This window comes from Winogradskyella haliclonae (assembly GCF_014635865.1).
Lineage (GTDB): Bacteria > Bacteroidota > Bacteroidia > Flavobacteriales > Flavobacteriaceae > Winogradskyella > Winogradskyella haliclonae.
In genome coordinates, this window is the sequence record NZ_BMDQ01000002.1 from 469292 (window position 1) to 483907 (window position 14616).

Below are 14616 nucleotides of genomic sequence, written 5' to 3' on the forward strand. Positions count from 1 at the left end.
CTACAAACAATGAAAATCTTACTTACCGGAACAACGGGTTATATAGCGAAGCGATTGGCACTTCAATTGCTCAAGGATAACCATGAGCTGGTTTGTTGTGTGAGAGATATGGAGCGTATCCCGGATGAAATTGAAAAACATCCAAGATGCATTTTTATCAAAGTCGATTTTCTTAAACCTGATTTAGCCCGTATTGCAAAAGATATAGATGCCGCTTATTACTTAATTCATTCCATGTCCACATCGGGTTCCGACTTTCAGGAATTAGAGAAAACGTGTGCCGAAAATTTTAAAAATTTAATCAACAAAACCCAATGCAAACATGTCATCTATTTAAGTGGCATAGTCAATGACAATTCCTTATCAAAACATTTAAAATCAAGACTTCAAGTAGAGCATACTTTAAAATCTAAAAAATATGCGCTCACAACTTTTAGAGCAGGAATTATTGTTGGTAGCGGTAGCGCTTCCTTTGAAATCATAAGAGATATTGTTGAGAAATTACCGTTAATGATTACTCCTAAATGGTTGAATACAAAAACCCAACCTATTGGTATAAGAGATGTATTAACTTACCTATCTAACGCACTCAGTAATGAAAAGCTCTATAATAACTCTTATGATATTTTTGGTCCTGAAATATTGACCTACAAAGAAATGCTACTCCAGTTTGCTGAAGTTAGAGGTTTAAAACGCTACATCTATACATTGCCTGTTTTAACACCTAAGCTATCTTCTTACTGGTTGTATTTTGTAACGTCTACTTCATTTCAACTGGCTGCTGCTTTAGTGGATAGTATGAAAGTCGAAGTTATCGGTAAAGACAGTGCTATCAATTTGCATATCGATATTAAACCTATGCCCTACAAAACAGCTGTTGATTTGGCATTTCAGAAAATACAGCAAAATGCTGTGGTTTCTAGTTGGAAAGATGCAGTGAGTAGTGGTGTATTTAAAGATCAGTTATCAAAACACATAGAATTACCTCAATACGGATGCTTTAAAGATGTTCGCTCACGAGAAATAAAAGACGAAAACTATACAATAAACAAAATTTGGAGCATTGGTGGCAGAAATGGTTGGTATAGCTTTAATTTTCTATGGAAGTTAAGAGGTTATGTCGACAAACTTTTTGGCGGTGTAGGACTTAGACGTGGAAGAACTCACGACACTTATTTAGAAGCTGGTGATCCATTAGATTTTTGGCGTGTTCTATTTGCTGATAAGAACGAAAAACGATTGCTACTTTTTGCCGAAATGAAATTACCTGGTGAAGCCTGGTTAGAATTTAAAATAGTAAAAAACAAACTCTATCAGCGTGCAGTTTTTAGACCAAAAGGGGTTTGGGGACGATTGTACTGGTACTCGGTATTACCATTTCATGCCTTTGTGTTTAAAGGGATGATAAATGCCTTAGTTCATAAAAATTGAAAAATGCCTAAAGGAATAAAAAAACAACATCTGCCTCAAAAAGTATGTATTGCCTGCGAGCGACCTTTTAGCTGGCGTAAAAAATGGGAGAGAGACTGGGAAAACGTAAAATATTGTAGTGATAAATGCAAAAAACAAAAAGCAATACAAGTATAGTTTGGTTTAGAAATGATTTACGAGTATACGATAATGCTGTATTGTATGAGGCTTGTAAAACTGGTAATAAGCTCATTGGCGTGTACTGTTTTGACCCAAAGCAGTACACAATAGATAAATATGGTTTTAAAAGAACTGAAAAGTATAGAACGCGCTTTCTATTAGAGACCATTATTGATTTAAAGCAAAACCTTGATAAGTTAAACATAGACTTACTGGTTTATAATGCAGCACCCGAAGATATTATTCCAAAGCTTGTTGAGGAGTTTAACGTAAGGGATATCTACTTTCAAACAGAATGGACACAAGAAGAATTAGATACGGAGTATCTTGTTAAATCTAAATTGAAGAATGTCGATTTTAAGAGTGTATACAATCAGTTTTTATATCATCCTGAAGACATCAATTTTAAAATTCAAAATCTTCCTCAAGTCTTTACTGTGTTTCGAAAAAAATTGGAGAAGTATCTCCCTATTAGAGAAGAGTTAGCGATTGAAAGACTGCCAAAATCAAATCGTGTTGAACACACTACGCAAATTCCAAGTTTACAAGATTTAGGCTTTGATAATTTTAAAACACACCCAAATTCAGCATTTCTCTTTAAGGGTGGAGAAACTGAAGCACTGAATCGGTTAAAAGATTATTTCTTCACTACTAAAAAATTGGAGTTTTATAAAAAAACGCGTAACGGTTTGGTAGGTGTTGATTACAGCTCTAAATTTTCGCCATGGTTAGCAAATGGTAGTATTTCTGCAAGAACCATTTATCATCAAGTCAAACAATTTGAAAATAAATATGTAAAAAACCAATCGACATATTGGCTCATATTCGAATTAATTTGGCGCGATTATTTTAAATACGTTTCTCTAAAACATGGTCATCAAATTTTCAAACTAGAAGGCATTCTTAAAAAAGAATACGACTGGAGTACAAATACAAATTTGATTGGCAAATGGCTTAACGGAGAAACCCAATCCGACTTTGTAAATGCCAATATGATTGAGCTCAAAGAAACCGGTTGGATGAGCAATCGTGGACGCCAAAACGTGGCCTCGTATTTTGCCAAAGAGCTTAAGCTAGATTGGCGTATTGGTGCTGCATATTTTGAGTCACTCCTACTCGACTATGACGTACACAGCAACTATGGCAATTGGATGTATGTGGCTGGTGTTGGCAATGACCCAAGAGATAGAAAGTTTAACGTAGACCTACAAGCCGAGCGCTACGACACTACCGGAAAGTTTAGACGTTTATGGTTACAACCCAGTCTATTTTAGAAATGAACATTAAAGACATACATATTGTATTCCCACATCAGCTCTTTAAAACCACAGCAGTTCTTGAGCGAGTAGACACAATTTATCTAGTTGAAGAATATCTGTTTTTTAATCAGTATAAATTTCATAAACAAAAAATAGCTTTCCACCGTGCAAGTATGAAAGCTTATGCTGATCATTTAAAAAGTAAACGTAAAACGGTTAAATATATAGAAGCTACTGATGAAAAAAGTGATGTTCGAAAACTATTGCCATATCTAAAAGAAAAAGGCACTAGACTTATGCATATCATTGACCCAACAGATAATTGGCTAGAAAAGCATATTAATAATGCGTCAGGCGGGATAGAAATCATCTGGCACAACAACCCGCTATTCATTAATTCGAAATGTGACTTATCGGTATTTTTTAAACCAACAAAAAAGAAATTCTTTCAAACCTCGTTTTACAAAAATGAACGTAAGAATCGAAATATTTTAATGAATGGCGATTCACCAGAAGGTGGAAAACTAACATTCGATTCTGAAAACCGAAAGAAATATCCAAAGGATAAAACTCCTCCAAATATTCAATTTCCGGATAAAACAGATTACCACAAGGACGCTGAGAATTATGTGCTTGATAATTTCCCAAATAATTATGGTGACTTGAATGATTTTGTTGTTTATCCAATAGATTTTAAATCCGCTGAAGCCTGGTTAAAACAGTTTTTGGACTACCGCTTCCATGAGTTTGGTGTTTATGAAGATGCTATTGTCAAAGAAGAACATTTCTTAAACCATAGTTTGCTATCGCCACTAATAAATGTTGGGCTTTTACATCCAATGGAGGTTATTGATAAAGCCATATCGTACGCCTATGCCAATGGTGTTCCTTTAAATTCTACAGAAGGATTTGTGCGTCAAATACTAGGCTGGCGCGAGTTTATTCGTGGTGTTTATGAGGCTAAAGGCACTGAGGAGCGCACAAAGAATTTCTGGAATTTTAACCGAAAGATTCCCAAATCATTTTATAAGGGTTCAACTGGTATTCAGCCCATTGACGACGTCATCAAAAAAGTAAATAAAACCGCCTATGCCCATCACATTGAACGTTTGATGATACTAGGAAACTTTATGGTGCTTTGCGAGTTTAACCCTGACGATGTATACCAATGGTTCATGGAATTATTTATTGATGCTTACGATTGGGTTATGGTACCTAATGTATACGGTATGAGCTTGTTTGCAGATGGTGGCTTAATGTCAACAAAACCTTATATAAGCAGTAGCAATTATATTATGAAAATGAGTAACTACGCTAAGGGCGAATGGCAAAAAACTTGGGATGGCTTATTCTGGACATTTATGGATAAACATCGTGACTTCTTTCTTAGTAACTCAAGATTAGGAATGCTGATAAGAACATTTGATAAAATGAAAATTGAAACAAAAGAAGCTCATATAAATAATGCCCGAATCTTTTTTGAAACACTAGATAATGACAACTAAAGAAACGATAAATGTAGTATGGTTAAAACGTGATTTAAGACTTCAGGACAATGAAGCAATTACTAATGCGTTGAAGTCTAATAAGCGAACACTACTACTCTATGTTTTTGAAAACATATTATTAAATGATAGTCATTACAGCGACCGCCATTTTAACTTTATAAAGGAATCTATTAGAGATATAAACAATCAGTTGCAACCACATAACACCAAAGTACTAGCTATTAACTCAGATATTACAAGTGCTTTTAATACAGTTCAAGAGCTTTATAAAATAGATACCGTTTTCTCTCATACTGAAACAGGAATTTTAGTCACTTATAATCGTGATAAAGAATTTAACCGCTATTGTAGAAACAACTTTATTAGATGGAAAGAAACTAAAAATAATGGTGTAGAGCGCGGTTTAGTCAATAGAGACAATTGGTTTGAAAATTGGGAAGACTATATGTCTCAAAATTTAGAGGTTTTTGAACCATCGCATAATCAATTCTTAAATTTAGAAGAAATTGCAAGCTTGGAAAGCCTTCTATCCGTTACTGACTTAACAACACCTATAGACGTTAGTTTTCAAAAAGGTGGCACAACAACTGGATGGAAATATGCCAACTCCTTTTTTGAAGACCGATATAAAGACTACATGTTCAACATATCAAAACCAGAAAATTCTAGAACAAGCTGTAGTCGTATATCTCCTTATATAGCTTGGGGCAATCTTTCTATTCGCCAAGTGTTTCAAAAAGGTAAAGCCCTAAAAGCAAAAAGTAAAGATAAAAGACATATTGGTGCTTTTTTATCGCGATTACGTTGGCAAGCTCATTTTATTCAAAAGTTTGAAATGGAGCATACTATGGAACATGCCAGTGTAAATAAAGGTTACCATAAACTCAAAAAGCGTATTTCTAAAAATTACCAAACAGCTTGGAAGGAAGGTCAAACTGGATTTCCACTTGTAGATGCCAGTATGCGCTGTTTAATAGAGACTGGTTATGTTAACTTTAGAATGCGCGCCATGCTCGCCTCATTTTTTACACATATTTTATGGCAACCATGGCAAGCTGCTACCACACACCTATCCCAACAGTTTCTTGATTTTGAACCTGGTGTTCATTTTCCTCAATTACAAATGCAAGCAGGAGAAACAGGCATTAATAACTTAAGAATATACAATCCAACAACAAATAGTCTAAAGTATGATGCTGATGCTACATTCATAAAAAAATGGGTTCCTGAGTTGGCTCACTTAGACATTCCCTTTATACACGAGCCTTATCTTATGACACCAATGGAATCTGCCTTTTACAATTTTGAGCTCGGTAGAGATTATCCTAAGCCCATTGTAGACATTAAAATAAACCGCAAAAAAGCGAGTGATATTCTTTGGAATATGAAAAAAGACCCTGATGTTATTCGTGAAAGTTTTAGGATACTAAAACGACATACTATTAACGATAGAAATCGTATGCTCAGGTCTGATTAATTGCTTCATCTACTATAAAAAAAATTGCAATCATAATTCTCTGTTAATTTTTGTTTAACTATTATTAAAAAAGATTAAACATTTGTAATTTTGAGGATATATGATATTGGATACAACTTATAATAGCAAAGAACACAAGCAACTAATAGCGGATTTGGTTGGTCCTGAATTTTCTTTGGTACAAAAGTTGAAGATGAATGGTGTGGGCAGTAAGCGCATGATAATTGATGAAGTAAGTCCAAACATGAAATCAATGATGAATTTGGTATCGGACATTAATTATTCTAACATAGAATTACGACCAAAAGGTATATTATTAATGATAAACCAAGGACTAAAAAATTTTACATGGATAATTCCTTATTATCAATTGGTCATATACAAAACAAACGGTAGTAGCATACATGCACAAGGAAGATTTGTTCATTATAGAAATAACAAAACCTTTAAAGAAAATAAAAAGTTTTTTAACAAGCTTTTAAACGAAAAAGTAAAGTACGACATGGCACACACCATGCCCATGTAAAATGGAATTAACAGAAATAGAAATAGACCGAATAATAGAAATGGCTTGGGAAGATAGAACAACCTTCGACGCTATTAAATTTCAGTTTGGTCTAAAAGAACAGGAAGTGATTACCCTGATGCGTCAAGAAATGAAACCAAGTAGTTTCAAAATGTGGAGAGCACGTGTGCAAGGTAGAGCTACAAAACATAGTAAAAAAAGAAATTTTGAAGAAGGCAGATTTAAATGCTCGAGACAAAAATCTATATCAAATAACTCTATATCAAAACGATAAACCGTGCTTTGATTTAAGCTTGGAGTACTTAAAGACAGCACATTAAAAAGATTCTTAATGGAAACAAAAACAATTCCCACAAAAAATGGTCATGCCTTAAACGGTTTCAGTATCGATGATATTGGTGATGACCATTTATTCACAAGTTTAGACACACCAATGAAGCCCAATGCTTTTGATATGTCTGACAAAGAAAAAAAAGAACGCATCTCTATATTATTTTCAGAAATCATGGATGTCTTAGGCTTAGACTTAACCGATGATTCTTTACAAGGAACTCCAGACCGAGTAGCTAAAATGTATGTAGAGGAAATATTTTCGGGTTTAGACCCAAAAAATAAACCTAAAGTGGCACTGTTTGATAATAAATATCAATACAACCAAATGTTAGTCGAGAAGGATATTACCTTCTACTCTAACTGCGAGCATCATTTTGTACCAATCATAGGTAAAGCTCATGTCGCTTATATCTCTTCAGGTAAGGTCATAGGCTTATCAAAATTAAATAGAATCGTACAATATTATGCTAAACGTCCTCAGGTACAAGAACGTTTAACACAGCAAATCGCACACGAATTAAAAACAGTTTTAGGTACAGAGGATGTCGCGGTTATTATAGATGCAAAACATTTATGTGTGTCATCTAGAGGCGTAAAAGATGATACGTCTGCAACCGTGACAACTTTTTATGGAGGCGCTTTTAATTCGCCAGAAAAAATTAATGAACTTCAAAATTATATAAACAGTTAATTATGGATATTTTAAAAAGAGCTGTAGAATTTGAAAACAGAAAGTTTTCTTTCAAAACTACAAGTGATAGAATCATAGCCGCTAGAGAGGCAAAAGAATTAATTCTTGGTGTTAATGAAGTCTACAAACAAAAAAAAGATGCAAAATTAATGGACTTAATGAAGCGTCTTACAGTTATAAAGCAAAAGATAGAAAAGCGCCTTAAAGGACGTCCTTTAACAGCTGCATAATTATGGGCAAGTATATTGTTGTAGGTGGCAGCAGAGGTATTGGTAATGCTATAGTAAATAACCTATTGGAAAACCATGACGTTATAAATCTAAGCCGTTCCGCTCCAGAAATTTCTCATGAGAATCTCACGCATCATGATTGCGATGTCCTTTCTGATGAGCTCCCCCAAATTTCTGGAGCAGATGGCTTAGTGTATTGTCCTGGAAGCATTAATCTAAAGCCAATAAATCGACTTAAAGTCGAAGATTTTAGAGATGATTTTGAAATCAATGTCATTGGTGCTGTAAAAACTGTTCAGGCTTATTTACCAATTTTAAAGGAAGGCAAAAATCCATCAGTCCTACTTTTTAGTACTGTGGCTTCAGATTTAGGAATGCCATTTCATGCTTCAGTAGCAGCTTCAAAATCAGCTGTAGAAGGCTTAACAAAATCTCTTGGAGCAGAATTAGCACCAACTATTCGTGTGAATGCAATTGCACCTACGGTTACTGATACAGATTTAGCTTCAAAATTATTGCGCAATGATCGGATGATAGAAAATATGAAAGAACGCCATCCGCTTAAAAAATATTTACAACCACAAGAAGTTGCGGATATGGCTACATTTTTACTTTCTGATAAAGCTGCGGCTTTATCTGGTCAAGTCTTTAAAATGGATTGTGGGATAACTAGTTTCAAAATATAACTTGCATATGAATCCAATAAAAGCTTTTGTTGGTACACTTTCAACATCAGATAAACATATAAAACAAAATGCGACAGAATCTTTACATCATATTGCTATTAATTCTTTACAAGGTCATCCGATTGATCTATCCGAATTCAAAGGCAGAAAAATCTTATTCGTAAACGTCGCCTCCAAATGTGGATTTACGCCGCAGTATAGAGCACTTCAGGAGTTAAGCGATACTTATAAAGATAAACTGGTAGTTATTGGCGTACCGTGTAATCAGTTTGGTAAACAAGAGCCTGGAACTTCTAACGAAATTCAAGAATTCTGTGACATAAATTATGGCGTTACGTTCTTAATGACAGAAAAAATAGATGTCAAAGGATTGCTACAACACCCGCTTTATGCATGGCTGACTAAAAAAGCCATAAATGGTAAGCAAAACTCTACTGTTAAGTGGAATTTTCAGAAATATTTGGTGGACGAAGATGGTGAGTTTTTGGACTACTTCTACTCCATTACCAAACCTATGAATTCTCGTATCACATCTCACCTAAAATAAAATAGTATGTTTGGCTTGTTTAAAAAAACATCAGAATTAGAAAAGCTTCAAAAGCAATACGAAAAGCTTTTAGCAGAGTCACACAAATTGTCTACAACAAATCGCTCTGCTAGTGACAAAAAAGTTGCAGAAGCGCAACTAATTTTAGAAAAGATAGAAACGCTTTCTCCTAAGTAAAATGAAAAAGATCTACTTTTTTATACTCTTTCTAGTTATAAATTTTGGAGGCCTTGCGCTTGGTAGCTGGCTCATGGATGGGGGCTCAACAGGAGATTGGTACAACAATCTTAACAAAGCACCATGGACACCACCTGGTTGGGTTTTTGGAGCCGCATGGACTACAATTATGCTTTGTTTTTCTTGGTATCTTGTAGAGCTTTTTCATTTGAGAGCTTCAAAATTCTTGTGGGCACTCTATGGATTTCAGGTCTTGCTTAACGTAAGTTGGAATTGGGTGTTCTTTAATCAGCACTTAATGCAAATGGGGTTAGTTATTATAATTCTCTTAACCTTAGTCATTTTCTACTATTTTATCACCTTCAGAAATGAGCGTTTAAAGAATTTTAAATACTTACTACTTCCCTATTTAATTTGGTTGTGCATTGCCACATCACTCAATGCCTATATCGTGCTTAATAACTAGAACTATCATCAACTATATGCCGTTATAAATGAAAATATATACACTCCACAAAAAGCAAAATCTGCCAATAACAAAAGAAGACGCGTGGGCGTTTCTTTCTAGTCCAAAAAATCTAAAAACCATCACACCAGATTATATGGGGTTTCATATCTTATCTGGGGCAGACAGGCCAATGTTTCCTGGGCAAATCATTCAGTATATAGTCACACCAGTTTTAGGGATAAAAACAAAATGGGTCACAGAAATAACACACGTTAAAGACCACGAATATTTTGTTGATGAGCAACGTTTTGGACCCTATGCTCTCTGGCATCATAAACATTTTATAAAGGAAATAGATGGTGGTATTGAGATGGAAGACATCATAGATTATAAAATCCCTTTTGGTATCTTAGGGCAATTAGTACATCCAATATTGGTAAAACCCAAATTAGAAGAAATATTCAATTATAGAACAACCAAATTAGAAGAATTATTTGGCAAGTATGAAAACCCTTGAAAAAGTAAATGTATTTTGGTTTAGACGCGATTTAAGGCTCGATGATAATGTAGGCCTTTATCATGCACTTAATAGTCATTTACCCGTTTTACCAATTTTTATTTTTGATACTGAAATATTGAACAAGCTTCCAAAAAAGGATGCTAGAGTCAGCTTCATACACCATACATTACAAAGCTTAAGAAACACACTGCAACAAGACTATCAAAGTAGTTTGGCCATGTACAATGGCAAACCTATTGACGTGTATAAACAATTGGTTAATACGTATGACATAGAAACTGTATTTACCAACCATGATTATGAGCCTTATGCCAGAACCCGTGATACAGAGATTTCAGAATTTTTATCATCAAATGCTATAGCATTTAAAACGTATAAGGACCAAGTTATTTTTGAAAAGGACGACGTTGTAAAAAAGGACGGCAATCCATATGTGGTTTACACACCTTATTCTCGCATGTGGAAAGAAACTTTTAAAACAATAGATTTTAAAATTTATGATTCTGAGTCCTTATTAAGGCATACGATTTCAGATTCTGACTTACCAAACTTAAGTCTATCTGATATTGGTTTTGAAGAAAGTTCTCAGGAGATAAAACCTTATAATGTATCGCCTAAACGCATTCAAGACTACGAAGCCACCAGAAATTTTCCTGCGATGGACAACACATCACGTCTTGGACCGCATTTGCGCTTTGGCACTGTAAGCATCCGTAAAATGATGCAAAAAGCCATGGCAGAAGAGAATGACACATTTATGAAAGAGCTTATTTGGCGCGAATTCTTTATGCAAATTCTTTGGCATTTTCCGCATACAAAAAACCAATCATTCAAGGCCAAATACGACCGGATACAATGGCGTAACAATGCAGAGGAATTTAAAAAATGGTGCGATGGACAAACTGGTTATCCTCTAGTAGATGCTGGTATGCGTCAATTAAACGAAACCGGCTTTATGCATAATCGAGTGCGCATGCTTGTAGGCAGTTTTTTATGCAAACATTTACTCATCGATTGGCGCTGGGGCGAAGCCTATTTTGCAGAGAAATTGCACGATTACGATATGTCTAGCAATGTTGGCAATTGGCAATGGGTTGCTGGCTCTGGTGTTGATGCTGCGCCATATTTTAGAATTTTTAATCCTACCTCGCAAATTTTAAAGTTTGACAAGCAATTGGCTTACATCAAAAAATGGGTACCAGACTTTCAAGAGCTAACGTATCCGCAACCAATGGTAGATCACAAAACAGCTAGAGAACGTTGTTTAGAAACCTATAAAAGTGCTCTAAACTAGATATTTAAAAAATATTTTAAAGTTTATACAATAAAATAAAATTGTCAACGTTACGATATTAAGACAGTAATGTCTTAGACGGAATAACCATTTCAAAAACAATTTAAAAAGCTCTGATTTTCAGGGCTTTTTATTTATCCAAAAGTAAAGTTTTTACATCAATAGTCTTCTAAGTACTATAGTGATTACAACAAAACATACACATATATCTGTTATTAGCAATGCTTCATACGAGAAAACCTTAGCAAATACTAGGGACTTCCTTTAGCTCTATTGCCACTAACGGCCAGACAGTAAGACTGTCATCCGCTCGCAATAGTATAAGCTGACATAACAACTAAGAACATTATATGAGAATAATTCGACAGATATAATTGGCTATGCTTTAATGGAAACGAGAGATATTCTAAACAGAATTGGAGAGTTTAAACCACTCGAAAACTCTGTTTTACCACCTTGGTTGGCTTACCCTGAAATCGATAGATATAGTATTGGTTGGAGAATGGGATATGGAGAATCTCATATTATCGAATTAGGAAAATATTTTGACCAATTAACTGAATCTGAAAAGACAATATACGAACTTACATATCCAGAAAGTGAAGAATGGAAAGGTTGGTATAATGATGATTATGAATAAAAAACTAAAGGCAACAATGGCTATGAGTAGTGGCTTGAGGTTGGCAAGTGTCAATCGGAATTTCAGGCCTTTTTGCTAAATTTATGGTTACGGCGGAATGATACTCGCATATCATTCATTACTAGTAAAGCATACTTATAAAAGTTCTTGCGGATTTTATATTCGTTTTGTATTTGTTATTTTAGTTACTAAAACACACAACATTAATTATGGATAATATCAACTGGCTTTCGATGATTCTTTCTACCATAACCCCATTAGTTATAGGTTTGACTTACTTTCATAAAAAGGTATTTGGTAAAGCCTTGTCAGATTCAATAGATACATCAGATAAAAAATTGAATAAGTTTATACTTGTAATTGTATCTCTTATTCTCTCCTTTTTTCTTTCGTTTTTCTTATTGAATTTTAACAATGATGGTATTAATCAAGAAGGCGATTTTGACACGTTTGGACATGGTGTATGGCATGGTGTCTTTATTGCCATTACTGTAGTTTCTCCAGTAGTCATAATTACTGAAACATTTGGTCTTAAACGCTGGAAAAACATGTTGATTATTATATGTTATTGGATAATAACACTCGCTCTAATGGGAGGCCTTTTGGATGCTATGAATCACTGGGAAAATGTAATAGTCTCTTAAGATTTTATTTACGTTAAGCCTTGCAAAAAAATTCTATCTCCTTCAATTAATTGTAATTTGCTATCTTTCAGTTACTGCGGAAAATCATCGTCGAGACCGCTATAAAGAGTTATAAAAAGTATGACCAGACAAGAGTTCATAAAAATGTGTAGCCTTTTGGGTATTAGCATTCCTTTTCAATCTGTACTAGCTGCATGTAAATCTAATAACATTAATTCTGAAACAACCTTTGAAGGAAAGGTTTTAATAATTGGAGCTGGTGCTGCTGGTCTTACAGCAGGATATCTTTTAAATCAGAAAGGTATAGAGTTTCAAATATTAGAAGCGTCTTCAGTATATGGCGGTAGAATGAAAATAAACACAGAGTTTGTGGATTTCCCTATTCCTCTAGGTGCAGAGTGGCTACATGTAGAAAGAGGCATTTTTGATGAAATCATCAACAATTCTTCTGTACAGAATACCATTGAAACCACACCTTATGATCCAGATAATGATTATGCTTTGTTTGAAGGACAACAAGTGTCGTTGGGAGATTTAGGTTTTGATATTGACCAAAAGTTTATAAATGCGTCATGGTACGATTTTTTTGCACAATATATTGTACCATCAATTCAAGATAAAATTATATTCAATCAGCTTGTAGATACTATTAATTATTCTGATGAAAATATATTGGTAACTACTGAAAATGAAGAATTTACAGCGGATAAGGTTATTATAACTACACCCGTAAAATTATTGCAAAATGGTCTAATTTCTTTTACACCTCAATTACCCGAAAACAAATTGAATGCTATAAATAATGTAACTGTTTGGGATGGTTTTAAAGCATTTATTGAGTTTTCAGAAAAATTTTATCCAGCAGCAGTGGGCTTTAATATTATACCGGAATCTGCAGGACAAAAGCTGTATTATGATGCCTCTTATGGTCAAAATTCTGATAGACATATTTTAGGTCTATTTACAGTTGGCACAGGGACACTTCCTTACAGAAATTTATCGGATAGCGAATTGATTGATTACATGCTTGAGGAGCTAGATGGTATTTTTAATAATCAAGCCTCTTCAAACTATATAAAACATATATCTCAAAATTGGAATAATGAACCTTTTGCAAAAGGCGCTTATGTCTCTGACCAGGAAGATTGGAGGCGAATAAGAACTCTTGGAGAGTCTGTAGACAATAAGTTGTTTTTTGCAGGAACTGTTTACACTACTGGAGAAGATTGGAGCAGCGTACATACAGCAGCACGATCTGCAATAAGAACCATTAACGAAATTACATAACGATAGATTATCAGTCTTTTAAATAAAAAAATATGTGATTTTTTCAGTAGATGCATCTAGCATTTCAATAGTTCTTTTAAAACTGTAACACTTAAATTTTTAAATACTCTTTAGCAATACATCAATCAAAAACTATGTACAAAAAAATCTCTTGGATTCTATTAGGCATCCTATCTTCGGCTATAGGTTTGTATCCTTTAATTTATTTTATTATTGATAGTCGTTTTGGGCTATTACTCACAAAACCAGACGAACTACTTTTAGATACGATATGGAATATTGCATTCTACGGACATATTGTTTTTGGTGGCATAGCATTGCTCATTGGGTGGTTACAATTCAATACAAAGCTTAGAAACAAAAACCTAAAGCTGCATAGGACTATTGGTAAAACATATATCATTTCTGTAGTTATTAGTGGTCTCTGCGGAATTTATATTGCCATTTTTGCAACTGGCGGTATGGTAAGTGTTGTTGGTTTTCTATCTCTTGCACTAATATGGCTGACCTCAACACTGTGGGCATTAATGGCTATAAAAACTAAAAATATACGGCTACATCAAAAGCTGATGATATATAGCTATGCAGCATGTTTCTCAGCAGTTACACTAAGAATTTGGTTACCAATTCTTATTTCTACAATTGGATTTAGCAAAGGTTATCCAATTGTGGCTTGGTTAGCCTGGGTTCCTAATATAATTGTAGCCTACTTTATAGTGAATAAAAAAAGCTTCAAGACCTCTTGAAGCTTATATTTTT

19 protein-coding genes are annotated in these 14616 nt (G+C 34.3%); all 19 read left to right on the plus strand.

Annotation, left to right across the window (positions count from 1 at the left end):
- The first annotated feature begins 9 nt into the window (after positions 1–9).
- The 19 genes from IEV10_RS10200 to IEV10_RS10290 all read left to right on the plus strand — a co-directional run bounded on the left by IEV10_RS10200 (position 10) and on the right by IEV10_RS10290 (position 14603).
- Positions 10–1431, plus strand: a complete 1422-nt coding sequence (locus tag IEV10_RS10200; RefSeq protein WP_188374617.1) for an SDR family oxidoreductase — start codon at positions 10–12, stop codon at positions 1429–1431.
- Positions 1432–1446: 15 nt separating this feature from the next.
- On the plus strand, positions 1447–1587 hold the full coding sequence (locus tag IEV10_RS10205) for a DUF2256 domain-containing protein (RefSeq protein ID WP_229719687.1): 141 nt from the start codon (positions 1447–1449) through the stop codon (positions 1585–1587).
- Positions 1557–2864 carry a DASH family cryptochrome gene (locus IEV10_RS10210; RefSeq protein WP_188374619.1) on the plus strand — a complete coding sequence of 436 codons (1308 nt, stop codon included), beginning with the start codon at positions 1557–1559 and terminating at the stop codon, positions 2862–2864. The genes IEV10_RS10205 and IEV10_RS10210 overlap by 31 nt, the downstream gene beginning before the upstream one ends.
- On the plus strand, positions 2840–4354 hold the full coding sequence (locus IEV10_RS10215; protein ID WP_229719684.1) for a cryptochrome/photolyase family protein: 1515 nt from the start codon (positions 2840–2842) through the stop codon (positions 4352–4354). Before IEV10_RS10210 ends, IEV10_RS10215 begins: the two co-directional genes overlap by 25 nt.
- The gene (locus IEV10_RS10220; protein ID WP_188374620.1) at positions 4344–5834 is read left to right on the plus strand and encodes a cryptochrome/deoxyribodipyrimidine photo-lyase family protein; all 1491 of its coding nucleotides are present in this window, start codon (positions 4344–4346) and stop codon (positions 5832–5834) included. Before IEV10_RS10215 ends, IEV10_RS10220 begins: the two co-directional genes overlap by 11 nt.
- Before the next feature lie 100 nt (positions 5835–5934).
- Complete coding sequence (locus IEV10_RS10225; RefSeq protein WP_188374621.1) at positions 5935–6360, plus strand: hypothetical protein; 426 nt, start codon at positions 5935–5937, stop codon at positions 6358–6360.
- Position 6361: 1 nt separating this feature from the next.
- Positions 6362–6634 carry a TIGR03643 family protein gene (locus IEV10_RS10230; RefSeq protein WP_188374622.1) on the plus strand — a complete coding sequence of 91 codons (273 nt, stop codon included), beginning with the start codon at positions 6362–6364 and terminating at the stop codon, positions 6632–6634.
- A gap of 57 nt (positions 6635–6691) precedes the next feature.
- The gene (gene folE, locus IEV10_RS10235; RefSeq protein ID WP_188374623.1) at positions 6692–7384 is read left to right on the plus strand and encodes a GTP cyclohydrolase I FolE; all 693 of its coding nucleotides are present in this window, start codon (positions 6692–6694) and stop codon (positions 7382–7384) included.
- Between the two features lie 2 nt (positions 7385–7386).
- Positions 7387–7614: a hypothetical protein gene (locus IEV10_RS10240; RefSeq protein WP_188374624.1), complete on the plus strand. Its 228-nt coding sequence runs from the start codon at positions 7387–7389 to the stop codon at positions 7612–7614.
- Positions 7615–7616: 2 nt separating this feature from the next.
- Positions 7617–8300 carry an SDR family NAD(P)-dependent oxidoreductase gene (locus tag IEV10_RS10245; protein WP_188374625.1) on the plus strand — a complete coding sequence of 228 codons (684 nt, stop codon included), beginning with the start codon at positions 7617–7619 and terminating at the stop codon, positions 8298–8300.
- A 7-nt stretch (positions 8301–8307) separates the two neighbouring features.
- Positions 8308–8847 carry a glutathione peroxidase gene (locus IEV10_RS10250; RefSeq protein WP_188374626.1) on the plus strand — a complete coding sequence of 180 codons (540 nt, stop codon included), beginning with the start codon at positions 8308–8310 and terminating at the stop codon, positions 8845–8847.
- A 6-nt stretch (positions 8848–8853) separates the two neighbouring features.
- Complete coding sequence (locus tag IEV10_RS10255) at positions 8854–9024, plus strand: Lacal_2735 family protein (protein ID WP_188374627.1); 171 nt, start codon at positions 8854–8856, stop codon at positions 9022–9024.
- A gap of 1 nt (position 9025) precedes the next feature.
- Positions 9026–9490, plus strand: a complete 465-nt coding sequence (locus IEV10_RS10260; RefSeq protein ID WP_188374628.1) for a TspO/MBR family protein — start codon at positions 9026–9028, stop codon at positions 9488–9490.
- Positions 9491–9518: 28 nt separating this feature from the next.
- On the plus strand, positions 9519–9989 hold the full coding sequence (locus tag IEV10_RS10265; protein WP_188374629.1) for an SRPBCC family protein: 471 nt from the start codon (positions 9519–9521) through the stop codon (positions 9987–9989).
- The gene (locus IEV10_RS10270; protein WP_188374630.1) at positions 9976–11286 is read left to right on the plus strand and encodes a cryptochrome/photolyase family protein; all 1311 of its coding nucleotides are present in this window, start codon (positions 9976–9978) and stop codon (positions 11284–11286) included. The genes IEV10_RS10265 and IEV10_RS10270 overlap by 14 nt, the downstream gene beginning before the upstream one ends.
- Before the next feature lie 388 nt (positions 11287–11674).
- On the plus strand, positions 11675–11926 hold the full coding sequence (locus IEV10_RS10275) for a hypothetical protein (protein WP_188374631.1): 252 nt from the start codon (positions 11675–11677) through the stop codon (positions 11924–11926).
- Positions 11927–12135: 209 nt separating this feature from the next.
- Complete coding sequence (locus IEV10_RS10280; RefSeq protein WP_188374632.1) at positions 12136–12570, plus strand: DUF1761 family protein; 435 nt, start codon at positions 12136–12138, stop codon at positions 12568–12570.
- Positions 12571–12690: 120 nt separating this feature from the next.
- Positions 12691–13857, plus strand: coding sequence for a flavin monoamine oxidase family protein (locus tag IEV10_RS10285; protein ID WP_188374633.1), 1167 nt, complete (start codon positions 12691–12693; stop codon positions 13855–13857).
- 134 nt (positions 13858–13991) lie between these two features.
- Positions 13992–14603, plus strand: coding sequence for a DUF2306 domain-containing protein (locus tag IEV10_RS10290; protein ID WP_188374634.1), 612 nt, complete (start codon positions 13992–13994; stop codon positions 14601–14603).
- The last annotated feature ends 13 nt before the right edge of the window (positions 14604–14616 follow it).